Genomic DNA, 26,608 nt, shown 5'->3' with positions numbered 1-26,608 from the left:
CCCGTCAATGCGCGACCGTCCGGGTTTATGACAACCGGGCGTCCGTCAGAAGGCACACGGGTGGGGCATTGTAGCTTCGTGGCCGGCGGGCGCTCCGCCGCGGCACTTCCTTCCAGCCGAACGATCGTGATCCGTCCGCTCCGCCTCGCGCTCTTCCTGATCCTCCTCCTCGCGCTTCCGGCGGCGGGGCAGGCGGCGGGCGGCGTTTCGGGGATGATCATCGACGCATCGACGTCGCTCCCGCTCGCGGACGCCACCGTCGCGCTGGAGCCGCGCGACGCGGCGCGGGCCCGGGAGGGGCGCGTCGTGCGCACGGATGCGGCCGGGCGCTACACCTTCGCCGGCCTCGCGCCGGGCGCCTACACGCTGCGGGTGCGGCGGATCGGCTACCAGGCGGCATCGGTGGAGGTGGAGCTGCACGGCGGGGCGGACCCCAGCGTCTCGGTGGGGCTCACGGTGCAGCCGGTGGCGCTCCCGCCGCTGCACGCCACCGCCCCGCCCGCCGCCGCCGCGGACCGCTACGCCCGCACCGCCGAGCCAACGCAGCGCGGCGAGTACCGCCTGGCGGCCGAGCGGGAGCGGCAGCGACTCCACGCGTCCAGCGACGTGCGCTCCATTACCCACGCGGACGTGGAGGAGGGGATCACGCTCGGCGAGTCGGACCTCTTCCGCGCCCTGCAGCGCCTTCCCGGCATCGCGGCGGGCGACGACTACGGCGCGGAGCTGTGGACCCGCGGCGCTCGCTGGGACCAGACGCGGGTGTACTTCGACGGCCTCCCCCTCCTCAACCCCGTGCACGGCCTCGGCACCTTCTCCGGCGTCAACGCGGACGCGGTGGGCGCGGCCTTTCTGCACCCCGGCGTGCAGCCCGCATCGCTGGGCGGTGCCGCGGCCGGCGCGCTGGACGTGAGGTCGCGCCGCGGCGGAAGCGGCGGATCGCTGGCGGGCGTCGGTGAGCTGTCGCTGGTGAGCGCGCGGCTGGCACTGGACGGCGAGACGGCGGAGGGGAGGGATGCCTGGATGGTGGCGGGGCGTCGCACCTACCTGGACTGGCTTACCCGGGCCGTGGCTGGCAGCGTGCCGGATCTGGAGCACGTCCCCTACTCCTTCCACGACGTCGCCGCGCGCTACGACCGGCGGCTGGGAGCCGGCCGCACGCTGGAGGCCAGCGCCCTCGTCTCGCGCGACCGCCTCGGCGGGATGATCCCGGACATCGTGGACGAGGGCTCCGGCTCCTGGGGGAGCGAGGCGGCGCGCGCCACCCTGCGCACCCCGTTCCGCGGGCTGGAGGCGGCGCACACGCTCGGCATCAGCCGCTTCCGCTCGCGCCTGCGGTCGAACCCGGCGGATACCTCCGATGTGTACAGCGCGCCCAGCGTGCCGCCCTCGTCCAACCGCGCGACGCACCTGGAGCTCTCGGGCGATGTGACGCCGCGCGTGGCCGGCGCTGCCCCCGCGCCATGGAGGGCCGGATACGCGCTGGTGAGTGAGCGCGTGAGCTTCCGCGGCTTCGCGCTGAATCGCGAGTACCTCCCCGGCCTGGACAACGAGCCGCTGGTGCGCGACGAGGCGCTTGCATGGGCGGCGCTCTGGGGCGAGCGGCGCTGGAGGCCTATCGGCCGCCTCACCGTCGAGACGGGGATGCGCGTGGAGGCGGGACCCGCGGTGCGCAACGGCGGCCCGGTGCGGCTGGCCCCGCGCGTCGCCGCCCGCTTCCAGGTGGATCCGGCGTTTTCCCTCTCGGCAGGCGCAGGGCGCAGCTTCCAGTACGTGCAGGCGCTGGCTCCCGCGGGCGTGCCGGCGTACCGGGAGCACCCCTCCGAGTACGTCTACGCCCTCGCCGGCAGCGACGCCCCCGCCGCCCGGGCGGACATCGCCACCCTGGGCGCGGAGCGGTGGCTGGGCGGGGGCTGGCTCGGCTCGGCCACGGCGTACGTGCGCCACACCGTCGGGATGGCGGTGCAGGACCCAACCCCCGGCCCGCAGCTCGACCGCCCGCTCTTCGTGTCCGGCGGGGGGAACGCTCGCGGCGTGGAGCTCTCCGCGCGGCGGCTGGCCGGGCGCTGGACGGCGTCCGCGTCGTACGCCTTCGCCCGCTCCGAGATCACGGCGCGGGGGCTCACCTATCCGGCGCCGGAGGAGCAGCGCCACACCTTCGACGCGACCGCCTACCTGCGCGCGGGGCGCGGCGTGCAGCTTGGCGCGGCGTACACCGCGTCGAGCGGCGTGCCGTACACGCGCCGCTTCGGCGGAACCTACTTCTGCACCTCGCCCACCGAGTGCCAGGTGGGGACGCCGCCGATCGCCGAGGCGCCGGGGGCGCAGCGCGCGCGGGGCTACCGCAGCCTGGACCTGCTGGCGGAGTGGAGCGGGCACCTGCGGGGCGCGCGGCTGGGGGCGTACCTCCAGCTTCGCAACGCGCTGGGAAACGAGAACAGGGGGCGCTACAAGGGAAGCGTGCCCTGCGGCGAGTTTGGCGTGGGGTGCGCGCCGGGGCTGGCCAGCGGCTTCGACGACTTCGATCCGGGGCTCCCGACGCTCCCGGTGATCGGCTTCCGGCTGAGCTTCTGACGGATGGACGCCGCCCGGCTCTTCGCGGAGCACCACGCATCGCTCTTCCGCTACCTGTCGCGGCTCACCGGCAATCCGGACGTCGCCGCCGACGCCGCGCAGGAGGCGTTCGTGAAGCTCCTGGAGAAGCCTCCGCAGCCGGGGGAGACGCGCGCCTGGCTCTTTCGCGTGGGCACCAACGCGGCGCGCCTGGCTGAGCGCACACGCGGCCGCCGCCTCCGCCTGCTGGAGCACCGCCCTGAGCGCGCCCCCATCGGCGACACCCCGCCCACCCCCGACGTGGCGCTGGAAGCCGCCGAGACCCGCCGCCGCGTGCGCGAGGCGATGGAGGTCCTCTCGGAGCGCGACCGCACGATGCTCCTGATGCGCGAGGAAGGCTTCAGCCACCGCGAGATCGCGGAGGCCGTGGGAACCACGACGGGATCGGTGGGGACGATGATCGCGCGGGCGCTGGACAAGCTGGCGGCCCGGCTCCAACTGGACGAGGAAGCACGATGATGCACGCACCCCCCGCGGACGAGCACCTGGACGACGGCGCCCTCGTCCGCCTCATCGACGGCGAGGCCGCGGACGGCGAGCGCGCCGGCGTCGAGGCGCACCTGGCGGCGTGTCCGGTGTGCGCGGCTCGCCTCGGCTCCCTGCGCCGCCGCTCCGTCAACCTCGGCGTCCTCCTCGCCCGCGGCGACTTCGCCGTCCCCGCTGCCCCGTCCGACGAGCTGGCGGCGCGGCGCGAGGCGCGGCGTGCGGCTCCGCGGTCCTGGCTCCGTGCGGCGGCGGTCGCGGCGCTGGTGGTCGTGGGCGCGGGGCTCTTCTCGAGCCCGGTGCGCGCATGGTTCCGGGACATCCTGGGCGGGGCGGGCAGCGGCGCGTCCGTGGCAACCCAGCCCGCGCCGCCACCCGCGTCCGCCCCGAACGCGTCATCCCCCTCATCGGGCGCCCGCATCCGCTTCACCCCTCAGGGCGAGGAGATGGGGGTCGAGATCGCGCATCCGCAGGCGGGGAGCGCGCTGGTGCTCGAGCGTGCGTCATCCTCCACGGCCACGGCGGAGGTCCGCGCCCCCGTCGGCGCGCTCGGCGACCTCCTGGTGCTCCCCACCGGCCTGCGCATCGCCAACCGCGCGAATTCGCCGTCCGCGGCCGAGTACCACGTCGCCGTCCCCATCACCGTGCAGCGCGTCCGCGTCCGCATCGGCACCGCCCCCTCCATCACAGTCTCCGCCGCCGAGCTCGCGCGCGGGCGCCGCATCGAGCTCCGCTAAACAGCAGGCTCACGCGGAGGCGCAGAGACGCGGAAGAGGATGCTCGCGGCTGTGCCAATGATGCACACCCGTGGTTCAGATGTACGCGGGAAAGTAGTTAGGATGTGGGCTAGAGAGTGGTTAGGATGTAGGCCAGGAAGCCGGGGGATGGAGGCTGAGCTGAATCGTAGTGAGCGTTTCCGCCGCCGGGAATCTGGAGGGATCCTGGTCCGGCTTGCGACATCACCAGGCCATTGGTCTCAGCGCCCGACTCTCCGCGACCATCGATTTCCCGCTCGCCCAGTCAGCTTCACCGGAATGCGGTCAGCCCGGGAGGTGCTCGAGCCCCAGCACCAAGCGCGCCGGTCCGGTAAGGGCGTACCAGATTCGCCTCCCCTCACGGCGGGTCTCGTGAACATAGCCAAGGCGCTGCAGCTCGCGCACGGAAGCTGACACGTAACCCTGCGTCACGTCCCAGACATCCATCAGGTCCTTCTGGGTGACCTCGCCCGTGACGTCACGCAACGCGTAGAACCGGTCCTGCAGAGTTTCCCCCAGCGTGCTGTCCGCCTCCGCCTGGAGCATCGGCACCAGCACACCGAACAACTCGTCCGCACTGATCGGCGCTCCGGGGCGTCCGGTGTAGCCGATGAGCTCCTGCGTGGCCTCGTCGAGGGCTCGCAAGGTACCCCGGAGATCGCCCCTGTAGACCCGGTACACTTCAGCGGCCGCGTCGTGGTTCACCGGTGCCCGCACCTCCTGCGACGGGTCGAGCCGCAGGTGGGTGTACCGGCGCGCAAGGAGGCTCAGGAACCCGTCGCGCGGGAGTGGAGCGAGAGGGCGTCCGATGCCGAAGACGCTGCGCAACTGCGCGTGCGGAGCGATCAGAGCGCGCACGGCGTCCGGGGTGCCGACGAGCAGATAGTGGAGCCCGTCGATCAGGAAGAGGTCGCGGATATCGAGGAGCGCGTTGCCTGCGCGCGTGCGATCCGCGTCGGTTACCAGGTTCTCGACGTTGTTGATGTGGACGAGGATCCCGGACAGCCCATACCGGTTCGCGACGCGCGGCAGCTCCCGGAGGATCGGCGGGATTGCGAGCAGCTCCACGCGGAAGGCCGCGGGCTCGTTGCGCGTGGCCGTCTCGCGGTCGAAGCCGAAGCCCGCGATCTGCGCCGCCACCTTGAGGTCACGTACGCGTGTGTCCAGCACCAGGCGGCGCGCCGCCTCGACAGCGGGCTCATCGAGGACCGCTTCACCCAGGTGCGTCGTCAGGGCGTCGTACACGTAGCTGAGGAGGCGGACGAGCAGTGTTTCGGTCGTGCCGACACGCGCAGCGCTCACCGGATCCGGGTAGCTCGCGTACCCGGCGTCGGCTGCCCTGCTCTTCACGAACTGGGCGAGCGTCGTTTTACCGATCCCGGGGAGGCCCTCGATCGTCTGGCGTGAGCTGGCCGCGCCGCCGATCGCGCGCAGCAGCCGTTCCGCTTCCTTTTCCCGGCCTACGAACAGATCGATGGGGTACCGCACGCCGCTGGGCTGCAGATCACGCTGTAAGAAGGGGCTCTCTGAAAGGTTGTAGGCGTGCCAGTGGTTATGCAGCGGCGTCATTGGACCGTCAAATGGCGATTATTTGCTGATGGAGACTCTGGGCTAATAATACCCTATTATTAGGTGACCTGCAAATAATAGGGTATCATTGGTATGGGTCGGTACCCTGGCTGATAATAGTGCGCCGAAATCCCGGGGCAGGGAGGTCGGCGGGGGATCGTGTGGTGGTGCCCTTGTCCCGCGCCGGAGCCGCGGCTACCTTTGCGCCCACATAAATCGCGAGGGGGCCTTTCGGAAGCCGGTGTGAATCCGGCGCGGCCCCGCCACTGTGAGAGGCCCGGCCCGCTCAACCGTTCCCACGGAACGGCGAGCGCGGCTGCCTCGAGTCAGACCCCGGCCCCCTTCGCTCCCGCACGCACACCCCCTCGCGGGAGGGGGGCGGGGTTCGCACCGGGCCGGTGCGCTCCCCCGAGCGCGCGATGCAGGCAGCCCCTCGCAACCCCGTCTCTTTCCGCCCGAGGAAAGGACGGGTTTTTTTGTTGTCCATCGCGCCACGCCTCCGCATCGCCGCCCTCGCGGCCGTGCTCGCCCTCGCCGGCGGGTGCGGGCGGGCAGACGTGCGCGCGGACGCCGCGGCCGAGGGCGCCATCACCCTGACCGACGACGCGGGGCGCACGGTGACGCTGCCGCGCCCCGCCCGCCGCGTGGTGTCGCTCGTCCCCAGCGCGAACGCGACGCTGGTGGGGCTCGGCGCGGCCGGGCAGCTCGTGGGGCGCACCGACTTCGACAAGGGCCCGGCGCTGGACTCGCTCCCCTCCGTCGGCGGCGGGCTGGACCCGAACCTGGAGAAGCTCGCCGCCCTCCGCCCGGACCTCGTGATCGGCTGGGAGACGCACAAGCCGCAGCTTCGCGAGCGATTGGCCGAGCTGGGCATCCCCGTGTTCGCCGTGAAGACGGAGGACACCACCGACGTCTTCCGCACCATTCGCAACCTGGGGCGGCTCACCGGCCGCGCCCCCACCGCCGACTCGCTGGCCACGCGCCTGCGCGGCGAGATCGATGCGGTGCGCGCTTCCGTCGAGGGGCTGCCGCGCCCGTCCGTCCTCTTCGTGGTGTGGAACGATCCCCCCATGACGGCGGGTCCCGGCACGTTCGTCATGCAGCTGATCGGCGTGGCCGGCGGGAGGCCCGTCTTTCCCGAGGTGACGGAGCTGTGGCCCACCGTGTCGATGGAGGAGATCGTTCGCCGCCAGCCCGACGTCGTCGTCATCCCAGTGGGCGAGAGCCGCACGCCGCGCTTCGACGCGCGCTCGCCCGGCTGGCGGGAGCTGAAGGCGATGCGCGGCCCCGTGCTGATCCCGGCGGAGCTGGTGAACCTTCCCGGGCCAGGCGTGGGCGAGACGGCGCGGCGGCTTCGAGACGCGCTGCACCCAGAGCGGGCCCGCCGGTGAGGCCCGTGCTTCGCCTCGCGTTGCTAGTGGCGGCCCTCGCCGGCGCGCTCCTGCTGGGCGTGCGCATGGGCGCCGTGCCGCTGAGCGTGCGCGAGGTCGTCGCCGGGATACGGGGAGATGGCGACCCCACGACGATCGCCATCGTGCGGCGGCTGCGGCTGCCGCGCGCGCTGCTGGCCGCGCTGGTGGGCGGCTCGCTGGCGGCGAGCGGGGCCACCTTCCAGGCGCTCCTCCGCAACCCGCTGGCGGAGCCGTACATCCTGGGCGTCTCGGGCGGGGCCGCCGTGGGCGCGGTAGGGGCCATCGTCCTCACCGGCGCCCCGGCGTCCGGCGCGATGGTGGCGCTCTCCGCGTTCGCGGGGGCAATCCTGGCGATCCTCCTCGTCTTTCGCGTGGCCGCGTCGGTGGGGAAGGCGCTCGACACCCGCGTCCTGCTGCTGGCGGGCGTGGTGGTGGGCGCCTTCTTCAACGCCTGCATCCTCCTGGCGCTCACCTTCGCGGACACGGAGAGCTTCCGCTCCGCCATGTTCTGGATGATGGGGAGCTTCAGCGGCGCCACCTGGCGCGGCATCGGGACGATGGCTGGCGCGATGGTACCGGCCCTTCTGCTCCTCTTCGCCCTGGCGCGCCCGCTGAACCTCTTCGCGGTCGGGGAGGAGACGGCGGCGTTCCTCGGTGTGCGTACGGAGCGCACGAAGCTGCTGGCGTACGGCACGGCCTCGCTGCTGACGGCGGCGGCGGTCGCGGTCAGCGGGGTGATCGGCTTCGTCGGCCTCGTGGTCCCGCACGTCGTGCGCATGCTCTGGGGCGGCGACCACCGCTTCCTCCTTCCCGCCTCCGTGCTGCTGGGCGCCACCTTCGCGGTCCTCGCCGACACGCTCGCGCGCACCGCCGCCGCTCCCACCGAGCTCCCCATCGGCGTGGTGACGGCGTTCGTGGGCGTCCCCTTCTTCGTCTACCTGCTGCGGCGGAGGATGGCGTGAGCGGGTGGCGCTGCGACGGGGTCACCTTCCGCTACCCCGAGGCGGATGTGAATGCGCTGGAGGGCGTGTCGATGGAGGCAGCCGCCGGCGGATGCACCGCCGTGCTCGGCCCCAACGGATCGGGGAAGAGCACTCTCCTGCGCGTTCTGCTCGGCACCCTGACACCCAGCGCGGGAACGGCCGGGTTCGACGACCGTCCACTGGCCGCGTGGAGCCGTCCCGAGCTGGCGCGCGCGGTGGGCGTGGTGCCGCAGGGCGAGGAGGCCGCCTTCCCGATATCGGTGCGCGACCTGGTGGCGATGGGCCGCTATCCGCACCTGGGCCCCTGGCGCCGCGAGGGCGCCGCCGACCGCCGCGCCGTGGAGGAGGCGATGCGCCGCTGCGACGTGCGCGACCTCGCCGCGCGCCCGGTCGCGAACCTCTCCGGCGGCGAACGTCAGCGCACGCGAGTGGCGCGCGCGCTGGCCCAGGAGCCGCGCGCCCTCGCCCTGGACGAGCCCACCGCCGCGCTCGACGTCAGCCACGAGATGGCGATCTGGGAGCTTCTCCGCGACCTGGCGCGCGCGGGGACGACGGTCCTCGTCGTGACCCACAACCTGAACCTCGCCGCCCGCTACGCCGACCACCTCGTCCTCCTCCACCGCGGACGCGTGGCCGCCGCAGGCACTCCCGCGCAGGTGCTGACGCGCGATACGGTGGAGCGGGTGTACGGCTGGCCGGTGCGCGTCGTCCCGCACCCCGGCCCCGGCCCGGACGCCGGTGCCCCCCAGGTCGTCCCTCTCGCCGGCGAGACGTGCGGCACCATGCAGGTGCGCGCGGAGGACGGACATGCGGCGTAGAACGGGGGTGGGTGCCCGGTTCCGGGTCCGGGCGATTGAAATCGCGGCAACAACAGCACAAAGTCCGCCTTCGCGGACTCGCGGGCGAGGTCCGCGCGCGCGGCGTGATGCCGGTGCGGCGCGCGAGACGGCTTCAGCCGTCTTCCCGTGGTTCCAGCCGGGGGATTCATCCCCCGGGGGCTCCCGCGATGATGCGCGCCCCCGCGCCACGCCCGCCACCGCGCGCCAATCCACGCGCCCAACCTGCGAAGGCAGGTTTCCCGCGGTTGTTGCAGCGGTTTCAACCGCCGGGGGTGCCTGGCTCCTCCTCCTCCTCCTCATCCTCCTCGCCTCCCCCTCCCCCGCCGCCGCGCAGTACCCGGCGGAGGTGCGCGGGCGCGTGACCGAGCGCGGCACCGGCACCGCCGTCCCCGGCGCGCGCGTGGAGGCCGAGGGCGCCGCAGCCGTCGCGGGGCCGGACGGCGCGTTCCTGCTGCGCGGGGTGTCGCCGGGGACGCGCGAGGTGAGGGTGACGGCGCTCGGGTTCAGGGAGGGGCGCTTCAGCGTGGAAGCGGCCAACGGGCGCACGGTCACGCTCCTCGTGGTCCTCGATCCATCCGCCATCGCGCTGGAGGCGATCCGCGTGCGGGCAGCGCGCGACGCCGCGGGGACCACGGTGCTGGACCGCGCGGCCATCGACGCGTCCGGCGCGCGCGAGTTGGGGGAGGTCCTGCGCGACCAGGCGGGGGTGGTCGTCACGCGGCAGGGCGGACCGGGGTCGCCCACGCGTGTCTCCATCCGCGGGAGCAGCGCGAACGAGGTGCTCGTGCTCCTCGACGGCGTCCCGCTCAACTCCGCCCTGACTGGCGATGCGGATCTCTCCACCGTCCCTCTGGAGTCGGTGGAGCGCGTGACGGTGCTGCGCGGGGCGCAGTCGGCGCGCTACGGGGCGCGGGCGCTCGCCGGCGTGGTGGCGGTGGAGACGAAGCGCCCGCGCGGCACCGAGCTATCCGCGCGCGCGGCGGTGGGGAGCTGGGGCGAGCGGCGCGGCGCCGTCTCGGCAGGCGGGCGGCGCGGCGCGGGGGCGACGGCGCTCTCCGGCTTCGCATCGGTGGAGGGGCAGCGCTCGGAGGGCGACTTCCGCTACCTCGTGCCCGAGTTCCGCGGCGGGGGGACGGCCGTGCGGCGCAACGCGGATGCCGGATCGCTCTCCATCCTCGCCAGCGGTCGTGCGGAGCGCGGGGGCGGCGAGGTGGGGGTGCGGGTGGACGGCTTCGCCACGCGGCGCGGGATGCCGGGCGGGACAGCGCAGCCGGATCTCGGCGCGCGGCAGGAGCAGGACCGCGCGGGCGCCGCGCTCTCCGCCCGCCTTCCGGCCGCTGGCGTGGAGTGGCGGATGGAGCTCGACGCGCAGCTTCAGCACGCCCGCTTCCGTGATCCGGAGCCCAACGTCGGCGGCGCGTACGACGACGAGGTTCGCGCCCGGGCCGCAGGCGCCGCCGTCTCCGCGCGCGCGGGGCGGGGATCGCTGGACGTGGTCGGCGGGGCGGAGGCGCGCACGCTGGGCGTCACCACCTCCCTCCTCGAAGACGCGCCTGACGGACAGTCGCTAGGCGCCGTCTGGCTGCAGGGGCGGTGGGGACGCGCGGTGGGCGCGGGGTGGACGCTCGACCTCCTTCCCGCCGCGCGCGCGGACTGGAGCACGCGGGTGCGCGGCACCACCCTCTCGCCGCGCATGGGCGCGTCGGCCACGCGTGGACCCCTGGCGGCGCGACTCTCCATCGGCAACGCCTTCTCGCCGCCCACGCTCGCCGACCAGTTCTTCCACGAGGGCGTCCTCGTCAAGCCCAACCCCGACCTCCGCCCCGAGCGCGTGCGCGGCGAAGTGGAGGGTGCGCTGGAGCTTCGCGACGCCGCCGTCGGCGCGCTCCGTATCGATGCCGAGCTCGCCGCCTACCGCGCGGACGTGGACGGCATGGTCCTCTGGTTCCCCGACCACCGCTTCCAGTGGAGCCCGCGCAACTTCGACGTGCGCCGCGCCGGCGCGGACGTGCAGGCCCGCGTGCGCTTCCCCTGGGCGGATGCCGAGCTGCGCGGCACCGCGTCGCGCGCGGCGGTGGAGTACACGGGGCCGGTGCTGAGCGGCCAGGTGGCATTCCGCCCGCGCCACACGGCGAGCGCGGCGGCCGCGGCGCGTCTCCCCGGCCGCATCCGGGCCGAGCTGCAGGGACGATGGGTGGGCGAGCGCCGCTCCGTGGCGGGCGACACGCTCAACCTGCTGGAGCCTTACGCGATGGCCGACCTGCGCCTCGCCCGCCCCTTCGCGCTGGGCGCGTGGGCGGGCGAGGGCACCTTCGCCATCGAGAACCTGGCCGATACGCATGCGGCCATGCTGGTGGACTATCCGTATCCGGGCCGTGCCTGGACGCTGGGCGTGCGCCTGCGCAGGGGCGCGCCCCACACATCATCATCCTCAGGATCGACAGACCGATGAACCACAGCATCATCCTGCGCCGCCTCGGCGTCGCCGCCGCCGCCGCACTCCTCGCCGCGTGCGATGGCGACTCCACGGGCAACGAGCAGCCCTTCATCCTGGACGGCGACGAGCCGGTGGCTATCGTGGTCAACTCGCTCGGCAGCTCGCTGACCCTCGCCCGCGCCGGTGACGCGGCCCAGGTGCGCCAGATCCCGTTCGGCGCGTCCGCGGCGGTGACGCCGACGGGGCTCTCGGTGCAGGGGCGCCGCGCCGCCGTGCCGCTGGGGAATGCGGCCAGCGTGGCGCTCGTGGACCTGGAGGCGCTGCGCGTCACGCGCTTCTTCCTCTTCCCCAAGGGCAACGCCACCGGCTCCGCCTTCGCGGACGACACCACGCTGCTGGCCGCCAACTTCATCGACGACTACGTGGGCCGTGCCACCCTGGGGCAGGCGAGCGACAGCATCCGCCAGACGGTGAACGTGGCCCCCGCGCCCACCGCCATCGTGATCGCCGCGGGACGGGCGGCGATCATCTCCAGCAACCTGGATGCGAACTACGTCCCGGCGGGGAACGGCGTGGTCACCTTCCTCGACCCGCGTACCCTCCAGGTCCAGGGCGTGGTGCAGATGGGCGGCACCAATTCCACCGACGCCGCGCTGGGCTCCGACGGGCTCCTCTACGTGCTGAACACGGGGAACTACGTCTCCGACGCGAGCGTCACCATCGTCAACCCCCAGACGATGCGGGCGGAGGCCACCGTCAGCGGCTTCGGCGCCGGCGCGCAGAGCATCCACATCGATCCCGCGGGGCTGGCGTACGTCTCCGGCTACGGCTTCGGGACGCTGGTCTGGAACACGCGCAACCGTACGTTCGTGCGCGGCCTGAACAACCCGGTGTGCGCGAAGCTGGCGAGCGGCGCCTGCCGCGGAGCGTTCGATGCGACCACCGATGTGCAAGGAAATCTCTACCAGGCGTTCTTCGGGAGCCCGGCGGAGAACCTTGCGCCTCGGGTATTCGTGTACCGCCCCGGCGACTTCGCCCTGGCCGACAGCATCTCGTCGGTGAACGGCCCCAGCGCCGTCGAGGTCCGCAGCTTCTGACGGAGCCGGCCCGTAGGGGGTGGATGCACGAAGGAACGTGACCATCGATCGTGCCCCGCGGGGTGGATGCGCTCGTGCGTCCCCCCGCGCAGAGGACGTGACCAACCCTTCCGGGAATGCAATTGCTTCGATCCAGCTGGCGCCGCACCCTCGCCGTCCTCTTCGCGGCCACCGCCGCCGCCGCGTGCGCCGGTGACCTGACCTCGCCCGACGGCGTCCGCAATCCCACCGTCGACCGCGTGGCGGTGGTGGTGAACCGCGTCGACCGGACGCTCACCGTCATCCCTTTCGCCGCGCGCGAAACGTCTCGAACGATCCCGCTGGGCGCCGCGGGGGCTCCCGTGGACCTGGCCGTCCGCGGCGAGCTGGCCGTGGTCCCCATGGGCGGCGCGGGCGGCGTGGCCATCGTCAACCTCCGCACCGGCACGGTGGAGCGGATGGTGGCGATGGCGCCCGGCCTGGATGCGCGCCGCGCCGCCTTCATCAGCGACACCCTGGTGTTGGTGACCAACCCCGCGCGCGGCACCCTCACCCTGCTCAACCCGCTGACCGGGCGGGTGGGCGCGCCGACCAACGCGGGCGGCGAGGCACCGTCGGACGTCCTGCGCTTCGGCCCCCGCGTCTACGTGCTGAACGGCGCGGCCGGGGCGCGGACCAACGGGATGGTCACCGTGCTGGACACGCTGCTGCGCCCGCTGGGCTCCGCGCCGCTCTCCGGCACGAACCCGGTCGCGGCGGTCGTGCGGGGCGATCTGCTGTACGTGCTCCTGGCGGGCCAGCCGGCGCTGGCCAACAGCTCGGTCTCGGCGGTCGACGTCGCGACGATGCGCGAGAGGTCGTCCGTCGCGGGCTTCGGCGAGTCGCCCGAGAGCATGGCCTTCGATGCGCGCGGAGGCCTCTACGTCCCCGTCCGGCAGCAGGGGCTGGTGATCTTCAACCCGGTGACGGGCATCTTCCTGCGCGGCGCCGGATCGCCGCTGCCGCTGGGGGGGATGGACGACGCCGTGCGCGTGGCGTCGGACCCGGCCGGCTTCGTCTACGCGCTCCTTCCGGGAGCGTGCGAGCGGGCCGGCACGCTGGTGAGGCTCGACCCGGACGGCACCCCCGCCGCCAGCGCCCTCACCGGCATCTGCCCCGCCGACGTCGAGTTCACCTCTCTTCTGCCCCGCTGACAGCCCGACAGGGGTGGACGCCCGCGTGCGTCCACCCCATTCTTTCGGGATGCACCTCCCTTCCACGAGCTCCGCCTCCACCGCCGGAACGCGCATCATCCGCCTGGACGACCGGCGCGCGATGGCCGCCAACGTGTCGGACCTCGGCACCAACGCGATCGCCGCCTTCGGGGTGCTGTCCGCGGCTTCGGGCGCACTCCCGGTGACCACCGCGTCCGGCGCCATCATCGCGGCGGCCGAAGCGGTGGCCGGCATCGCGCTGCTGTTGGCCATCGTGGGCGAGCTGCGTGAGATGCGCGCCGGCGTGGACGACGATGCGGGAAAAATCTCGTGGGTCACCCTCTTCGCCGCCGTGGTGCTGATCGCCGAGTGCGTGCAGAGCTACCACGACAGGGGCCGCGTCCCCCGGCCCGCGGCGGTGAGCGCCGTCGCGACCCTGGTGCTCGCCTTCTTCACCCCGCGCCTCAAGCGGCGGCGCGCCGAGCGGCAGGTGCTCCGCCTGGACTCCGAGGGCATGTTCATCCGCCCGGGCAAGTTCCGCCGCTTCGCCGCCGCCTGGACCGAGATCGCCGCCATCCGCCGCGACGGCACCGCCCTCCACATCCACCTCAGCGACGGCCGCACGCACACCCTCCGCCTGCGCACCATCCGCAACCGCGACGAGGTCTTCGCCGCGCTCACCGACGCCGCCGCCGAGCGCGGCATCCCCTCCACCGTGTCCGCCACGCTGCCAGCCCGGTGAGGGCCCGCATGCTGAGCGATCTCCATTGACATGCCCTCAAAATGTCCTAAATATTAGGACATCGCTCACCCGGAACATGTGCAGACTATGGCACTGCAGTCACTGCTCGGCTCCGCAGCCATGCGTCGAGCGCTCGTGCACTTCGCGGCACGCCCAGCGTCGCGGCTCCACTTCCGCGCACTGGAGCGTCGTCTCGGACTCGCGCGGCAGTCACTCAAAAATACGCTCGACACGTTGGAAGCGCTCGGGTTGGTAACACGAACGGCCGAGCGGCGGCGCGTCGTGTACGAAGCGGCCAATCCGGAAGCGTGGGTCACCCTCCGCGAGATGATCCGTACCTTTGCGACGCCCGTGGAGGTGATCGGCGACCTGTTCCAGGATCTCCCCGGCGTGCGGGGCGCCCTCGTCTTCGGCTCGGCCGCAAGCGGGCGGATGCGCGCTGACAGCGACGTCGACCTGCTCGTGATCGCCGACGAAACAGATCCGGGTGCGCTTGGGATGGCTGCGCTCGAAGCCGGTCTCCTCCTCGGCCGGGAGATCGACCTCAAACGCTATTCCCCCGCGGAGTTGCAGGCAGAGCGCGCGCGGCCTGGAACGAGCTATCTGAAGCGTGCAATCGGCGGCGCGACTCAGTGGGCGCTGGGGACTCCTGAGGAGGCATTCGCCTGATGACCGGGCAGACGATCGAGCAACTGGTCGCCAACCAGTGGGTCGAGCGCCTCGACGCCGACGACGCGGAGGTTCTGGGGTTCTGGCAGCGCGCCATCGAATCGTACGACGACGCCGCCACCCCACGGCTGAGCCGCACGGGACAGTTCAAACTTCTCTACGATGCGGCGCGCCAGGGGGTTGTCGCCCTAAACGCCGCGCATGGATACCGCGCAAAGGGGGCGGCGAATCACCACGAGCACACCTTTGCCGCGGGCACCGTCCTGGCTCCTGAAGCGCTCACCGGATCGATAGCGGCAATGCAGACGGAGCAGGGCGTTCGCCGCGATCTGGAGTACGGCGCGAATCGCACTGTCACCGAGGCGAAGGTAGGCGAGATGCGGGACAGCGTATGTGCGCTCCTGAATGGCCTTGCGGACGAGATTCGCCGATTGCGCCCGGCCCTCAAACAACCGGTCCGAAAGCTGCGCGGGGGAGAGGGAGGGCAGACACGCAGGTCTGCCCCTACGGATATCGTGCGGCGAGGTGGGCGGCGGTGGCGGGGCGGGCACGCGCCCCGCGCGGATACATGCAATAAACCCCCTCCCCCAGGCAGTTTTGGGGGAGGGGGATGCGTCGCGGAGCGACGCTGGGGGAGAGGGCCCCGCGGGCGCCAGCCTCGGCTACTTGTGGCGGTACGTGATCCGCCCGCGGGTGAGGTCGTACGGCGACATGGCGAGCGTTACGCGGTCGCCCTCCAGCACGCGGATCTTGTTCTTGGACATGCGGCCGGCCGCGTAGGCCAGAACCTGGTGCCCGTTCTCCAGCTTCACGCGGTAGTTGCGGTCGGGGAGCACCTCCGTCACCACGCCTTCGACCTCGAACCCTTCCTGCTTCGCCATTCAGCCTCCAGTGGATGCGTTCGCCGGGCCCGATACGAGCGTCGGCGCGCGGAGGCACCCCCCGCGCGCCGACGCAGTGGCCGTGCCGGGCCCCGGCGGGCCCGCACGCGTTTTCGTGGGAATATAGCGTCTCTCGGGCGCCAGACAAGCGGCCCGATCAGCTTCCCGCCGCGGGCACCGTCTCCGGCGTGGCCTGGCGGACGCGCACCTCTCCGCCGCCCCCGTTCAGCAGGCTCCAGATCGCGACCCCGAGCAGCAGCACCGCAAGCCCGCCGATCACCCACGGCCACACGCTCCCCCTGTTCCGCTCCACGTCGATATCGGCCACGCTGCCTCCCTGGTTTGCGCCTTTCCGTAGGTCCGTCGGGTAGCAAGCTCCGCGCCCGCCACGGCTGGCCGCCCCGCCGCGCTCCCGCTAGACTCACCGCCGCCGGGCGTGTGAACCCTCTTGGAGCGCGATGAACACCTTTCTCTTCTGGCTCGCGGTCGTCACGGTCGCGTCGTTTCTCCTGGTCGCCGTGGAGCTGCTGCGCGGGCGCGGGAAGCTGCGCTACCTGGCCGCGGTGGAGCCCCTCCCCCAATCCGAGCTGCCGCTGGTCTCGGTGGTGGTGGCCGCGCGCGACGAGGAGCGCAACGTGGAGGAGGCGATGGGCTCCATCCTGGCGCAGGACCTCGCCAATATCGAGCTGGTGGTGGTGGACGACCGCTCCGCCGACCGCACGGGCGAGATCCTGGACCGCATGGCCGTCGCCGATCCGCGGCTGCGCGTGGTCCACGTGCGCGAGCTCCCGGCCGGGTGGCTGGGGAAGAACCACGCCCTCGACCTCGGCGCCGCGGATGCGCGGGGCGAGCTGATTCTCTTCACCGACGCGGACATCGTGATGGCGCCGGATACCGTGCGCCTGGCCGCGAGCTACATGGAGCGCGAGCGGCTGGACCACCTGACGATGGCGCCGCGCATCGACATGCCCGGCTTCCTGCTGCAGGCGTTCGGCGTGCTCTTTGGGATCTGCTTCCTCCTCTTCTCGCGCCCGTGGAAGGCGCGCGACCCCCGATCGGCCAGCCACATCGGCATCGGCGCGTTCAACCTGGTGCGCGCGTCGTCGTACCGCAGCATCGGCACCCACCGGGCCATCGCCATGCGGCCGGACGACGACATGAAGCTGGGGAAGCTGATGAAGAAGAACGGCCAGCGGCAGGACTTCCTCGTGGCGGTGACCCACGTCTCCGTCGAATGGTACCGCAGCATCCCCGAGGCGGTGCGCGGGCTGCGGAAGAACGGTTTCGCGGGCCTCGACTACCGCGTCTCGATGGTGGTCTTCGCCACGCTGACGCAGCTCGCATTCATGATCTTCCCCTTCATCGCCATCTTCCTGACTGTGGGCCCCACACGCTGGATCTACGCCTTCTCGGTCGCGATGATCCTGGGCCTGTTCGGCGGCGCCGCGCGGGAGCAGCGTGCGCCGGTCTGGGGCGGCATCGCGGTCCCCTTCGCCAGCCTCCTCTTCATCGTCATCGTCTGGAACGCCACCCTCTACGCCCTCATCCACCGCGGCATCGAGTGGCGCGGCACGCACTATCCGCTGGACGAGCTGCGCGCGAACCGGGTGTGAGGAAAAAGCAGTGCGTGAGTGCGTTAGTGCGTGAGTGCGTTGTCCCCTTTCTGTCATCCTGAGCGACGCGCTGCTCCGGCCTTTGTCCGTCGCAGATCTCTGGCGCGGAGCGAAGGATCTACTGTGCGTTACGAGGCGATCGTGGTGAGTTGCGATTCCCGGCCCGGCGCCGGCTAGATCCTTCGTTCGCCGCAGGGAGTTCGGTGTGCGCCGCGGAGTATGGCGCAGGCGGCTCTCTCAGGATGACAAGCGGGGCGGGGGCGATGGGGCTAGTTCCGCACTAACGCACTAACGCACTAACGCACTCACGCACCCCCTCCGTTGACTTTCCCCCACACCCGCCCTCTCTTGTCCCCCCAGGGCCGAAATCGTTGCGTTTCGGCCCGCGCGCGCGCATCTTCACCGGTCATCCATGAGCCGAACCGCGCTGATCACCGGGGCCACGGGCTTCGTGGGCGGGCACCTGGCCGGCTACCTCGCGGGGCAGGGGTGGAAGGTCCGCGCACTCGTCCGCCCCACCAGCGACACGTCCGCCCTGCGCGCCCTGGGAGCCGAGCTCGCCACCGGCGACCTGGACGCCACGGACGCCATCGCCCAGGCCGCGGACGGGGCCGACACGGTCTTCCACCTGGCCGGCGCCACCACGGCACCCTCCGAGGCGGAGTTTCGCCGCGCCAACACCCAAGGGACCCGAAATGTGGTCACCGGGGTATTGCGGGCTGGTGCGAAGCCGCGGCGCCTGGTGTACGCAAGCTCGTATGCCGCCTGCGGCCCCGCGGTGGACGGCCGCCCCCGCCGCATCGGCGAAACGCCCGCGCCCATCTCGGCGTACGGCCGGAGCAAGCTGGCTGGCGAGGACGAGGTCCGCGCGGCGGAGGGGCAGGGGGTTGAGGTGGTGGTGCTGCGAGTACCCGCCGTGTACGGTCCCGGCGACCGTGCCTCCTTTCTCCCCCTCTTCAAGCTGGTGAAGCGACGCCTGGCCCCGCTCCCCGCGGGGGCCGCCCGGCGTGCCCAGCTTGTGTACGTCGCGGACCTGGTGCGCGCCTTCGCCCGCGCCGCCGACGTGGCTCCCGGCACGTACGCCGTCGCGGGGCCCCGCGCCCACCCCTTCCGCGAGCTGCTGGACGGGATCGGCGCGGCGCTGGAGACGACTCCGCTGCGCATTCCGATCCCGCCGGCACTCTTCCGGGCGGCGGGGACGCTGGCGGGGCGGTGGGGAGGGGCGGGGGTGTTCAACCGCGAAAAGGCGGAGGAGGTGCTGGCGGAGGCGTGGGAGTGTGACCTCTCCGGCTCCGAAGCCCTCCTTTCGGCCGACGAAGCGATGCCGCTGGGCCGGGGTCTGGCCGAGACGGCCCGGTGGTACCGAACTCAGGGATGGCTTTGATGGCTACTGTGGCGACGACCTCGCGGCGCATGGGCGACCTCTTCGACAAGTGCAGCCGCTACACCGCGGCGCGCGAGATGATGGGGAGCGGCCTCTATCCGTACTTCCAGGCCATCGAGGCCTCGGAAGACACGGAGGTGGTGATCCGCGGCGAGCGCAAGATCATGGTGGGCTCCAACAACTACCTGGGGCTCACCCACGAGCCGTACGTGCTGGAGCGCGCGCGCGAGGCGCTGTACCGCTACGGCACCGGCTGCACGGGGAGCCGCTTCCTGAACGGCACGCTGGACCTGCACGAGGAGCTGGAGCACCGCCTGGCCGCCCTGATGGGCGCCGAGGCGGCGATCGTCTTCAGCACCGGCTACCAGACCAACCTGGGCGTCATCTCCGCGCTGGTGACGCGCGGCAGCGTGGTGGTGCAGGACCGGCTCAACCACGCCTCGCTGGTGGACGGCGCGCAGCTCGCGGCCGGCGACCTGGTGCGCTATCCGCACGGCGACCTCAAGGGGCTGCGCCGCGCGCTGGAGCGCAACGCGGGGGCCAACGGGGCGCTGGTGGTGACGGACGGTGTCTTCTCGATGGAGGGGAACATCGTCAACCTCCCCGCCGTCGCCGACGTGGTGGAGGAGTTCGGGGCGCGGCTGATGGTGGACGACGCGCACTCGGTGGGCGTGCTGGGGCCCAACGGCGGCGGCACGGCCGAGCACTTTGGGATGCAGGAGCGGGTGGACCTCACCATGGTCACCTTTTCCAAGTCGTTCGCATCCATCGGCGGCGCGGTGTCGGGGCCGGAGAACGTCATCCACTACCTGCGCCACCACGCGCGCCCGCTCATCTTCAGCGCCAGCATGCCGCCCTCCGCGGTGGCCACGGTGCTGGCCTGCCTGGACGTGATGGCGCTCGAGCCCGAGCGCCGCGCCCGCCTCTGGCAGAACGCCGACTACCTGCGCAGCGGCCTGCAGTCGCTGGGCTTCGACACCGCGACCTCGGAGACGCCGATCATCCCCGTGGCCTCGGGGAACATCGAGCAGACCTTCGTCTTCTGGCGCGCGCTGTTCGACGCGGGAGTCTTCACCAACCCGGTGCTGCCGCCCGCCGTGCCCGAGCATTCGTGCCGGCTGCGCACCTCGGTGATGGCGACGCACACCACCGACCAGCTCGACTTCGTGCTGGACGCCTTCGGCCGCGTGGGGCGCCAGCTCGGGCTCCGCTAACCCCCTCTCCATCTCCGATGCCGGCTCCCGTCACCGCCGCTTCGTCCACCGCCCTGCGGGTCCGTGAGGTCCCGCGGGGCGAGTCGCTTCGCCCCTTCATCGACTTCGCCTGGACGGCCAACGCTGGCGACCCCAAGTGGGTGCCGCCGCTGCGTGTCGCCGTGGAGCCGGCGCTGGACCGCGCCAAGCACCCCTTCCACCAGCACGCGGACGTCGCCTACTTCGTCGCCGAGCGCGGCGCGGAGACGGTGGGGCGCATCGCGGCCATCGTCAACCACCGCCACAACGAGTTCCACGAGGACCGGGTCGGCTTCTTCGGCCTCTTCGAATCGGTGGACGATCCCCGCGTGGCCCGCGCCCTCACCGATGCGGCCGCGGGGTGGCTCAAGGCGCGCGGGATGGAGTCGATGCGCGGCCCCATGAACCTCTCCACCAACGAGGAGATCGCGTCGCCCGGGGTGCTGGTGGACGGGTTCGATACGCCGCCCGCCTTCGCGATGTCGCACAACCCGCCCTACTACGGCGCGCTGCTGGAAGGGGTGGGGATGGTGAAGGCCAAGGACCTGCTCGCCTACTGGATCGGCAGCCCCATTCCCCCGGAGCGGCTCGTGCGCGGGGTGGAGCGGATGACGCGGCGCGAAGGGGTCACCCTGCGCTCCATCAACCTGCGCCGCCTGCAGGACGAGGTGGCCATCATCCAGGAGATCTACAACTCCGCCTGGGCGCGCAACTGGGGCTTCGTGCCGATGACGCCGGAGGAGTTCGCGTACATGGCCAAGGACCTGAAGTCCGTGGTGGACCCGGCGCTCTGCATCGTCGCGGAGAAGGAGGGCGTCCCCGTGGGCTTCGCCATCTCGCTGCCCAACCTGAACGAGGCGATCCGGCACATCCCCGACGGCAAGCTCTTCCCGTTCGGCTTTCTCAAGTTCCTCTGGCACAAGCGGAAGATCGGTTCCGCCCGCATCATGACGCTGGGCCTGCGCCCCGAGTACCAGAAGTCGTCCGGCATCGGCGCCGCGATGTACCTGCGCACCTTTCAGGCGGCCGGCGAGCGCGGGTACAGGCAGGGCGAGGCGTCATGGATCCTGGAGGACAACTTCCTCATGCGCCAGGCGCTGGAGAAGGTGGGATTCGAGCTGTACAAGACGTACCGGGTGTACGAGCGGGGGTTGTGAGGGGGGGCTGAGGGTGTCCGGCGGTTGAAACCGCTGCAACAACGGCGGGAAGCCTGCCTTCGCAGGCTTCGGGCGAGCGGGGGTGTGCGGGCGTTGAGGGCCGGTCCGGCGGCGGGGTCTCGGGGGCGGGGGCGGCGCCCGGTCGTGGGTCGCCGGTGCGAGGTCCGCGCCCGGTCGCCGGGGGATGAATCCCCCGGCTGGAACCACGCGAAGCCCACTGAAGTGGGCTCGAGCAACGCGCATCAGACCCGGAGTCCGCGAAGGCGGACTTCGCGTGTTTCCAGCGGTGAATTCATTCGCCCCGGGACGCGGGCCTCGGCGCATCGCACGGCACGGGCAGCCACGCGGGGCGGCCCCTACGGATTTCGGCGCGCGGAGCGGGACCCGGGTCGGGGCGAGGGTGGGCGGACACGCAGGTCCGCCCCTACCGCGTTCGGGCGTGGGGGGCAGGGCGGCGGCACCGAAAACCCGGGCTGGGGACGGATCTGGCCCGGGAGTCCGCGCAGGCGGACTTTGTGCCGTTGTTGCAGCGAGTTCACTCGCCCGGGGCCACCCCACCACCCCCCACTGTCAGGCCGAGCGCTGGGCGCGGTAGCCGGTGCGCAGCTCGGAGACCCAGCGCGGGCGCTCGCGGCCGCTGGCGTCGTAGCCGCGGGCCAGCGACTCCAGCACCTGGTCCGTGGTCTGGAGGCGGGCGCCGGGGTGCAGGTCCTGCGTGAGCAGGGCGAGCGCGTGGCCCACCTCCTCCTCGCCCACCGAGCCCGGGTGCGAGCCACCGTACTGCAGGTACCACTTGCGCAGCCTCCGCAGGGTGGGCGAGTACGGCGCCGTTCCCAGGAGGAACTTCTTGAGCCCCGTGGGGCTCATCCCGATCTCCCGCGCCACGCGCCGCAGCGACGTCCCCTCCACCCGCGCGGACGCCGTGTCGCGGAGGTGCTGGATGTTGGCTTCGTGCGGGTCCCGCGTCCTCTGGAAATCCATCTCAGCTCCCTCCATGCTGCGGTCCAGGTGCTCAATTCGGCGTGTCCTGCTGAATGATGTATAATACCGAAGAAAATCCGAATCAAGGGTCCTGGCGCACCTCGTAAAAGTGCACGGGGCGCGCACTTGCGACACTTTGCCCCCGCTCCGCACGCGCTAAGTGGGCCCCCCGCACCGGCTTCGGCGGGCGGCCACTTTGTCTCGCAGGTGGCTGAATATGCGCGGCGTGGACGGATGAAAAAGTGCGTAGAGTGCGTGAGTGCGTTGCCCCTCCCCCTGTCATCCTGAGCGACGCGCCGCTCCGTCCACGACCGTTCGCGGATCTCTGGCGCGGAGCGAAGGATCTACTGCGCGTGACGAGGGGACGGCGGTGAGTCGCGAAGCCCGGCCCGGCGCCGGCTAGATCCTTCGTTCGCCGCAGGGGAGGCCGGGGTACGCCGCAGAGTATGGGGTCGGCGGCTCTCTCAGGATGACACTGGCTTGGCACGCACTAACGCACTAACGCACTTCCTCCCCCACCTGCCGCCCGTCGCGCAGAAAGAGGATGCGATCGCCCATGCGCTCAGCCTCGGCGCGGTCGTGGGTGACGAAGACGAAGGGGATGCGCCACTCCGCGTGCGCCGCCAGCACCTCGGCCTGCGCGATGCGGCGCGCGTCCTCGTCCAGGGAGGTAAAGGGCTCGTCGAGGAGGAGTGCTTCGGGCTCGGCCATGAGGGCGCGGGCGAGCGCCACGCGCTGCGTTTCGCCGCCGGAGAGCTCGGATGGGTAGCGGGCGGCCAAGTGGGTGAGATGGAAGGATTCGAGTAGGCGCGGAAGGCGCGCCCGTGCAGCGGGTGTGCGCGCGCCGAAGAGGACGTTGCCGGACACGGTGAGGTGCGGGAAGAGGGCGGAGTCCTGGAAGACGAGCCCGCAGCGGCGCTCGCGCGGCGGCACCCACACGCGCGCCTCTCGCGACACCAGCACGCGTCCCCCGAGCCGGATCTCTCCCTCGTCGGGGCGCTCCAGGCCGGCCACCAGGCGCAGCGTCATCGTCTTCCCCGCGCCCGATGGGCCGAAGAGGACGAGCACTTCGTCGCGCACCTGGAAGTCCACCTCCAGCGTGAACTCAGGGAGCCGCCTGGCCGCGCGTACTTCGAGCACCGCTATCGCCCCGCCCTGCGCTGCCAGCGCGGGGTGCGCCGGCGCGTCCACACGTTGAGCCCCACCACCAGGATCATGCTGATGGCGCTGATCCCCAGCGCATAGAGCCCCGCCGTCCTCAGCTCCCCCGCGTCGGCCAGGAAGTAGATGGCGAGCGGCACCGTCGTCGTCTCGCCGGGGATGTTGCCGGCCACCATCGCGGTCGCGCCGAACTCGCCGAGGGAGCGGGCGAACGCGAGCGCCATCCCCGCGACGACACCGGGCCATGCGAGCGGGAGGGTGACGGCGAGAAAGACGCGCGCCTCTCCGGCCCCCAGCGTGCGCGCGGCGTCCTCCAGCCGTGGATCGACGGATTGGAAGGCGGCCTTGGCGCTCTGGTACATCAGCGGGAATGCGACCACCGCCGCCGCCAGGACTGCCGCGTGGATGGTGAAGACGACGCGCACGCCGAACGCCGACTCCAGGAAGCGCCCCACGGGCCCGTTGCGCCCCAGGAGCACCAGGAGCGCGAAGCCGGTCACCACGGGCGGGAGGACGAGGGGGAGCAGGAAGAGGCCGTCCACCACGTCGCGCCCGGGGAATGCGTGGCGCGCGGTCCAGCGCGCGGCCAGCGTCCCCAGCACGAAGACGATGGCCAGCGCGGATAGCGCCACCCGCAGCGAGAGCCAGACCGGCGACCAGTCGAACACGCTCACCCCTCCACCCGAAACCCTCGCCGCCGCAGCGCCGCGCGTCCCGCCGGGCCCAGGAGGAACGCGAGGTAGGCGCGCGCTCCCTCCGTGTTCGGCCCGCCGTTCACGATCGCGACGGGGTACTCGATGGCCCGGTGCGACCCCGTTGGCGCCACCGCCGCAACGCGCACGCGCTTCGTAACCGACGCATCGGTGCGGTACACGATCCCGGCGTCCGCATTGCCGGAGGATACAAAGGCGAGCACCTGCCGCACGTCCTGCGCGTACACGGCCTTCGCTCGGACCGCCTCCAGCACTCCCGCCGCGCGCAGCACCTCCTGCGCGTACTCGCCCGCGGGCACGGATGCGGGTGCCCCCAGCGCCACCCGCCGCACCTCCGTCCGCGCGAGATCGGCGAAGGCGTGCACCCTCGAGCCCTGCGCCGGGACGATCAGCACCAGCTCGTTACCGGCCAGCACCCGCCTCGTGGCCGCATCCACCCGCCCCGACTTCGCCAGCGCATCCATGGGCGCGGCGGCGGCGGAGACGAACAGGTCCACGGGCGCGCCCTGCTCGATCTGCTGCCGCAGCGCCCCCGATGCCGCGAAGTTGGTCCTCACTTCGACGCCCGGGTGCGCGGCTTCGTACTCCGCCTCCAGCTCCGTCATCACCTCCCGCAGCGACGCCGCCGCGGACACGGTGACCGGCGCGTCCCGGCGGTCGGGCGCGCACGCGGAGAGTGCAAGGGCGAGCAGGAGGAAGGGGCGCATCGCGACAATGTGAGGGCGCGGGCAACAAACAGCAAAAGCCTCACACAGAGAACACAGAGGGAACAGCAAAGCCACAGAGAAAACCTTTGCGGTTCTCTCTGTGGCTCTGTGTCTCTGTGTGAGACCCTGCCGTTCAGGGCAGGATGCTGCCCGTCACGCGGCCGGTGACCGAGGTGCCGGTGCGGAGCACGCCGCCCGTCGCGGTGCTGACCCCGGCGCCGGCCTGCGCGCCCACGCCCAGCCGGGTGATGGACGGATCGCTGGCGCCGGCCTGCAGGCGGCCCGCGATGGTCGTCGCGGAGCGGGCGAAGTCGCCACTGCTGGTGCCGAGCCGCGCGAGCGCATCCACCGACGCCACCAGCGAGCGGCGGGGCGGGGCGCTGCGGGCAAGGAGGGCCAGCTCGGCGCGCGTGGCGCCCTTGGCCATCGCGTCGGCGCCGGCCGTGATCTCGGCGTTCGACGCCACGCGCCGGCCGCCGTTGCTCAGCGCGTCGCGGGAGGCGATGAGGCGCGCCTGCACCTCCGCCGCGATCCGCGCCGTCTCGGCCTCGGAGTTGCCGCGGGAGCGCGACCTCGCCACGGCCCGGCGGACCGGCGCGTCCGGCAGCCCCGCGTCGGCGGTGGCGCGCACCGTCGCGTCCGCGCTCAGCCCGGTCTGTGCGGCGGGCGCATCGACCCCGACCCGCGCGCCCACGGTCGCCTTCGTTTCCACCTGCGCCGCGAGCGCGGCGGGGATCGCCAGGGCCGCCACGGCGGCCATCGTCATCACGAGCTTCATCGTCAGATCTCCTTCAAAGGTTGAGAGGCGCTTCAGCGCGCCGTCACCGCCACGGCGGAGGCGAACTCCGCCTCGCTCACCGTCTTCGTCTGCGCGTTGGCGCGGCTGAGCCACGCGTCCGCGTTGAGGTTCACCAGGAGCCGCGTGGTGGCCGCCGTGCGCGCGGTCACGTTCACCTCGCGCTCCACCACCACCTGGTTGTCGCCCTGCAGGTCCACCGACACCGCCCCGGAAAGCAGCCCGGTGCCGATCTGGATGGAGCCGTTCACCTGCGCGTCCACGTCCTCGAACACCACGCGCACCCGGCTGTAGCTGCCGGCCTCGACCCGCTCCGACGCGAACGCGCGGGATTCGCTCTGCCCCGCCGCATCCACCGAAACCGACTCCGCCGCGCCGTCCGTCAGCTCCAGCCACGCGCCCGCCGAGGTCTGCACGTACACGCGGGCGTCGAAGCTCACCGTTCCCGAGGCGCTCGACTGCTGCGAACGCGTCCCGGATTCACTCGGCGACACGCTCCTCGACGCGGCCCCGTCCTCCCCGACCGCCGCCACTTCCATCCACGCCTCGTCGCCCGAACCCGTGGGGTTGTCGCACGCACCCACCATCAGCGCCGCCGCCGCGATCCAGAGTCCCTTGCCGTTCATCGTAGCCTCCCCCGGTTGTCCGTTCTGGTGGTCCGCCGCTCGTCGGCGTCGGGGACTGGTAAGGCACGGGCGGGGCCGCAGAGAAAACCCGCATGGATGCTGGGTTTTCGCCCTCTGCCCTTTCTTTGGAGAGGCTGCGGCGCTACAATTTGCAGCAGATTGGATCGGGCGCTCGTCACATTTTGCAAAAGGCGGCATGGCAGGGATACGCCTCCTGGCGATCGGGGTCGCGCTGCCGGACGCGGTGCGCGGGCTGGCGGGTGAGGCGCGCGCCGAAGCGACGCTGGCGGCCGGGCTGCGGGCGCTGGCGGAAGGGCCGTGGACCGCCACGATCCTCTCGCTCGACCTGATCGCGGACGACGACGAGCTGATCCGCCGCGTGGCGCGCGAGTCGAAGACGGGCGCCCTCGTACTCGCCGCCGCCGCGCCCTCGCTGCGGATGGCGCTCGCCGCGCCGTCGCTGGGCGCCGCGGAGCTGCTGACGCTGCCGCTGCGCGCCGACGAGGTGGCGCGCGTCCTCCGTGCCGGCGAGGGAAGCGCGGATGCCATCCCGCTCCCGGATGTCCCCGATGGCGATGACGAGGTGGTG

The 26,608-nt window shown here is 72.3% G+C and carries 25 protein-coding genes and 1 riboswitch; of the genes, 16 read left to right on the top strand and 9 right to left on the bottom strand.

Annotated features, from left to right (window positions below; all coding sequences use genetic code 11):
- Positions 1 to 126: 126 nt before the first annotated feature.
- From VF647_03660 to VF647_03650, 3 genes are read left to right on the top strand one after another with little or no spacing between them, the layout of a single operon-like run.
- On the top strand, positions 127 to 2,571 hold the full coding sequence (locus tag VF647_03660; protein ID HEX8451166.1) for a TonB-dependent receptor: 2,445 nt from the start codon (positions 127 to 129) through the stop codon (positions 2,569 to 2,571).
- Positions 2,572 to 2,574: 3 nt separating this feature from the next.
- Entirely contained in the window at positions 2,575 to 3,069 is a 495-nt protein-coding gene (locus VF647_03655) for a sigma-70 family RNA polymerase sigma factor (protein ID HEX8451165.1), read from the top strand.
- A complete protein-coding gene (locus VF647_03650) occupies positions 3,066 to 3,830 on the top strand; it encodes a zf-HC2 domain-containing protein (protein ID HEX8451164.1) in 765 nt (254 codons plus the stop codon). Before VF647_03655 ends, VF647_03650 begins: the two co-directional genes overlap by 4 nt.
- A gap of 303 nt (positions 3,831 to 4,133) precedes the next feature.
- Here VF647_03650 and VF647_03645 read toward each other — a convergent pair whose 3' ends face one another.
- Entirely contained in the window at positions 4,134 to 5,417 is a 1,284-nt protein-coding gene (locus tag VF647_03645) for a winged helix DNA-binding protein (protein ID HEX8451163.1), read from the bottom strand.
- Positions 5,418 to 5,650: 233 nt separating this feature from the next.
- Positions 5,651 to 5,749, top strand: a riboswitch (cobalamin riboswitch).
- A gap of 147 nt (positions 5,750 to 5,896) precedes the next feature.
- On the opposite strand from VF647_03645, the gene VF647_03640 reads away from it, so the two are divergent.
- The 8 genes from VF647_03640 to VF647_03605 all read left to right on the top strand — a co-directional run bounded on the left by VF647_03640 (position 5,897) and on the right by VF647_03605 (position 14,768).
- Positions 5,897 to 6,808, top strand: coding sequence for a helical backbone metal receptor (locus tag VF647_03640; GenBank protein HEX8451162.1), 912 nt, complete (start codon positions 5,897 to 5,899; stop codon positions 6,806 to 6,808).
- Positions 6,805 to 7,791, top strand: coding sequence for an iron ABC transporter permease (locus tag VF647_03635; GenBank protein HEX8451161.1), 987 nt, complete (start codon positions 6,805 to 6,807; stop codon positions 7,789 to 7,791). Before VF647_03640 ends, VF647_03635 begins: the two co-directional genes overlap by 4 nt.
- Positions 7,788 to 8,630, top strand: coding sequence for an ABC transporter ATP-binding protein (locus VF647_03630; protein ID HEX8451160.1), 843 nt, complete (start codon positions 7,788 to 7,790; stop codon positions 8,628 to 8,630). The genes VF647_03635 and VF647_03630 overlap by 4 nt, the downstream gene beginning before the upstream one ends.
- 379 nt (positions 8,631 to 9,009) lie before the next feature.
- Complete coding sequence (locus VF647_03625; GenBank protein ID HEX8451159.1) at positions 9,010 to 11,103, top strand: TonB-dependent receptor; 2,094 nt, start codon at positions 9,010 to 9,012, stop codon at positions 11,101 to 11,103.
- Positions 11,100 to 12,185: a hypothetical protein gene (locus VF647_03620; GenBank protein HEX8451158.1), complete on the top strand. Its 1,086-nt coding sequence runs from the start codon at positions 11,100 to 11,102 to the stop codon at positions 12,183 to 12,185. Before VF647_03625 ends, VF647_03620 begins: the two co-directional genes overlap by 4 nt.
- A gap of 116 nt (positions 12,186 to 12,301) precedes the next feature.
- Entirely contained in the window at positions 12,302 to 13,357 is a 1,056-nt protein-coding gene (locus VF647_03615) for a hypothetical protein (GenBank protein ID HEX8451157.1), read from the top strand.
- Positions 13,358 to 13,406: 49 nt separating this feature from the next.
- Positions 13,407 to 14,099, top strand: a complete 693-nt coding sequence (locus VF647_03610; protein HEX8451156.1) for a hypothetical protein — start codon at positions 13,407 to 13,409, stop codon at positions 14,097 to 14,099.
- Positions 14,100 to 14,186: 87 nt separating this feature from the next.
- The gene (locus VF647_03605) at positions 14,187 to 14,768 is read left to right on the top strand and encodes a nucleotidyltransferase domain-containing protein (protein HEX8451155.1); all 582 of its coding nucleotides are present in this window, start codon (positions 14,187 to 14,189) and stop codon (positions 14,766 to 14,768) included.
- A 662-nt stretch (positions 14,769 to 15,430) separates the two neighbouring features.
- Here the strand turns inward: VF647_03605 and infA are convergent.
- Together infA and VF647_03595 are read right to left on the bottom strand one after the other, a co-directional pair.
- A complete protein-coding gene (infA, locus tag VF647_03600; GenBank protein HEX8451154.1) occupies positions 15,431 to 15,649 on the bottom strand; it encodes a translation initiation factor IF-1 in 219 nt (72 codons plus the stop codon).
- A gap of 157 nt (positions 15,650 to 15,806) precedes the next feature.
- A complete protein-coding gene (locus VF647_03595) occupies positions 15,807 to 15,977 on the bottom strand; it encodes a hypothetical protein (GenBank protein HEX8451153.1) in 171 nt (56 codons plus the stop codon).
- A 130-nt stretch (positions 15,978 to 16,107) separates the two neighbouring features.
- On the opposite strand from VF647_03595, the gene VF647_03590 reads away from it, so the two are divergent.
- The 4 genes from VF647_03590 to VF647_03575 all read left to right on the top strand — a co-directional run bounded on the left by VF647_03590 (position 16,108) and on the right by VF647_03575 (position 21,035).
- Positions 16,108 to 17,262, top strand: coding sequence for a glycosyltransferase family 2 protein (locus tag VF647_03590; GenBank protein ID HEX8451152.1), 1,155 nt, complete (start codon positions 16,108 to 16,110; stop codon positions 17,260 to 17,262).
- A 412-nt stretch (positions 17,263 to 17,674) separates the two neighbouring features.
- Complete coding sequence (locus tag VF647_03585; GenBank protein HEX8451151.1) at positions 17,675 to 18,646, top strand: NAD-dependent epimerase/dehydratase family protein; 972 nt, start codon at positions 17,675 to 17,677, stop codon at positions 18,644 to 18,646.
- Entirely contained in the window at positions 18,646 to 19,860 is a 1,215-nt protein-coding gene (locus tag VF647_03580; protein ID HEX8451150.1) for an aminotransferase class I/II-fold pyridoxal phosphate-dependent enzyme, read from the top strand. The genes VF647_03585 and VF647_03580 overlap by 1 nt, the downstream gene beginning before the upstream one ends.
- A 17-nt stretch (positions 19,861 to 19,877) precedes the next feature.
- The gene (locus VF647_03575; protein ID HEX8451149.1) at positions 19,878 to 21,035 is read left to right on the top strand and encodes a hypothetical protein; all 1,158 of its coding nucleotides are present in this window, start codon (positions 19,878 to 19,880) and stop codon (positions 21,033 to 21,035) included.
- Between the two features lie 570 nt (positions 21,036 to 21,605).
- Here the strand turns inward: VF647_03575 and VF647_03570 are convergent.
- From VF647_03570 to VF647_03545, 6 genes are all read right to left on the bottom strand, one after another.
- Entirely contained in the window at positions 21,606 to 22,016 is a 411-nt protein-coding gene (locus VF647_03570; protein HEX8451148.1) for a hypothetical protein, read from the bottom strand.
- 498 nt (positions 22,017 to 22,514) lie between these two features.
- Positions 22,515 to 23,156, bottom strand: coding sequence for an ATP-binding cassette domain-containing protein (locus VF647_03565; GenBank protein ID HEX8451147.1), 642 nt, complete (start codon positions 23,154 to 23,156; stop codon positions 22,515 to 22,517).
- A 2-nt stretch (positions 23,157 to 23,158) separates the two neighbouring features.
- Complete coding sequence (modB, locus tag VF647_03560) at positions 23,159 to 23,851, bottom strand: molybdate ABC transporter permease subunit (protein HEX8451146.1); 693 nt, start codon at positions 23,849 to 23,851, stop codon at positions 23,159 to 23,161.
- A complete protein-coding gene (modA, locus tag VF647_03555) occupies positions 23,848 to 24,597 on the bottom strand; it encodes a molybdate ABC transporter substrate-binding protein (GenBank protein ID HEX8451145.1) in 750 nt (249 codons plus the stop codon). Before modA ends, modB begins: the two co-directional genes overlap by 4 nt.
- A gap of 133 nt (positions 24,598 to 24,730) precedes the next feature.
- A complete protein-coding gene (locus VF647_03550; GenBank protein ID HEX8451144.1) occupies positions 24,731 to 25,375 on the bottom strand; it encodes a hypothetical protein in 645 nt (214 codons plus the stop codon).
- A 32-nt stretch (positions 25,376 to 25,407) separates the two neighbouring features.
- Entirely contained in the window at positions 25,408 to 26,019 is a 612-nt protein-coding gene (locus VF647_03545; GenBank protein ID HEX8451143.1) for a hypothetical protein, read from the bottom strand.
- Positions 26,020 to 26,215: 196 nt separating this feature from the next.
- On the opposite strand from VF647_03545, the gene VF647_03540 reads away from it, so the two are divergent.
- Positions 26,216 to 26,608: hypothetical protein (locus tag VF647_03540; protein HEX8451142.1), on the top strand; the 393-nt coding region annotated here is incomplete at its 3' end.

Origin of the sequence: Longimicrobium sp., assembly GCA_036387335.1 — a bacterium.
Classification (GTDB): Bacteria; Gemmatimonadota; Gemmatimonadetes; order Longimicrobiales; family Longimicrobiaceae; genus Longimicrobium.
The sequence above is the reverse complement of the archived record's forward strand: the minus strand, read 5'-3'. Positions and strand labels throughout refer to the sequence as shown.

What these genes read in the sequence shown, in the direction of transcription:
- VF647_03605 (HEX8451155.1), top strand. Translation starts at nt 14,187, where the DNA reads ATGGCACTGCAGTCACTGCTCGGCTCCGCAGCCATGCGTCGAGCGCTC.
- infA (HEX8451154.1), bottom strand. Translation starts at nt 15,649, where the DNA reads ATGGCGAAGCAGGAAGGGTTCGAGGTCGAAGGCGTGGTGACGGAGGTG.
- VF647_03650 (HEX8451164.1), top strand. Translation starts at nt 3,066, where the DNA reads ATGATGCACGCACCCCCCGCGGACGAGCACCTGGACGACGGCGCCCTC.
- VF647_03545 (HEX8451143.1), bottom strand. Translation starts at nt 26,019, where the DNA reads ATGAACGGCAAGGGACTCTGGATCGCGGCGGCGGCGCTGATGGTGGGT.
- VF647_03655 (HEX8451165.1), top strand. Translation starts at nt 2,575, where the DNA reads ATGGACGCCGCCCGGCTCTTCGCGGAGCACCACGCATCGCTCTTCCGC.
- VF647_03580 (HEX8451150.1), top strand. Translation starts at nt 18,646, where the DNA reads ATGGCTACTGTGGCGACGACCTCGCGGCGCATGGGCGACCTCTTCGAC.
- VF647_03575 (HEX8451149.1), top strand. Translation starts at nt 19,878, where the DNA reads ATGCCGGCTCCCGTCACCGCCGCTTCGTCCACCGCCCTGCGGGTCCGT.
- VF647_03590 (HEX8451152.1), top strand. Translation starts at nt 16,108, where the DNA reads ATGAACACCTTTCTCTTCTGGCTCGCGGTCGTCACGGTCGCGTCGTTT.
- modA (HEX8451145.1), bottom strand. Translation starts at nt 24,597, where the DNA reads ATGCGCCCCTTCCTCCTGCTCGCCCTTGCACTCTCCGCGTGCGCGCCC.
- VF647_03615 (HEX8451157.1), top strand. Translation starts at nt 12,302, where the DNA reads ATGCAATTGCTTCGATCCAGCTGGCGCCGCACCCTCGCCGTCCTCTTC.
- VF647_03570 (HEX8451148.1), bottom strand. Translation starts at nt 22,016, where the DNA reads ATGGATTTCCAGAGGACGCGGGACCCGCACGAAGCCAACATCCAGCAC.
- VF647_03585 (HEX8451151.1), top strand. Translation starts at nt 17,675, where the DNA reads ATGAGCCGAACCGCGCTGATCACCGGGGCCACGGGCTTCGTGGGCGGG.
- VF647_03620 (HEX8451158.1), top strand. Translation starts at nt 11,100, where the DNA reads ATGAACCACAGCATCATCCTGCGCCGCCTCGGCGTCGCCGCCGCCGCC.
- VF647_03550 (HEX8451144.1), bottom strand. Translation starts at nt 25,375, where the DNA reads ATGAAGCTCGTGATGACGATGGCCGCCGTGGCGGCCCTGGCGATCCCC.
- VF647_03645 (HEX8451163.1), bottom strand. Translation starts at nt 5,417, where the DNA reads ATGACGCCGCTGCATAACCACTGGCACGCCTACAACCTTTCAGAGAGC.
- VF647_03610 (HEX8451156.1), top strand. Translation starts at nt 13,407, where the DNA reads ATGCACCTCCCTTCCACGAGCTCCGCCTCCACCGCCGGAACGCGCATC.